The sequence below is a fragment of the Acinetobacter sp. I-MWF genome, assembly GCF_025433935.1.
Taxonomy (GTDB): Bacteria; Pseudomonadota; Gammaproteobacteria; order Pseudomonadales; family Moraxellaceae; genus Acinetobacter; species Acinetobacter guillouiae.
Window position 1 is genome coordinate 1 of the sequence record NZ_JAMBAR010000051.1, and the last position, 220, is coordinate 220.

At 51.4% G+C, this 220-nt stretch carries 1 protein-coding gene; it reads right to left on the reverse strand.

Annotated elements, in window-relative coordinates; translation table 11 throughout:
* The coding region (locus tag M2R48_RS21320) for a SwmB domain-containing protein (protein WP_262087629.1) at window positions 1–220 on the reverse strand (220 nt) is incomplete at both ends.

The following is a 220-nucleotide window of genomic DNA, read 5'->3' on the forward strand; positions in this document are numbered from 1 at the left end:
CGGTGCTGTGGTATCACCACCAGGCACAGTTGAACCATTATCCACTGTGGTGGCTGGAAGTGTTGCTGCATCATTACCCGCAATGTCTTGAATCGCATTTGGATCATTGGCTGCCGATGGATCGGTATAACCCACTTGCACTGCTTGACCTGCTGTGACTGGTGTACCCAAAGTCAACACCACGGTAGAGCCATTCACTGTAACACCGGTTACAGCTACC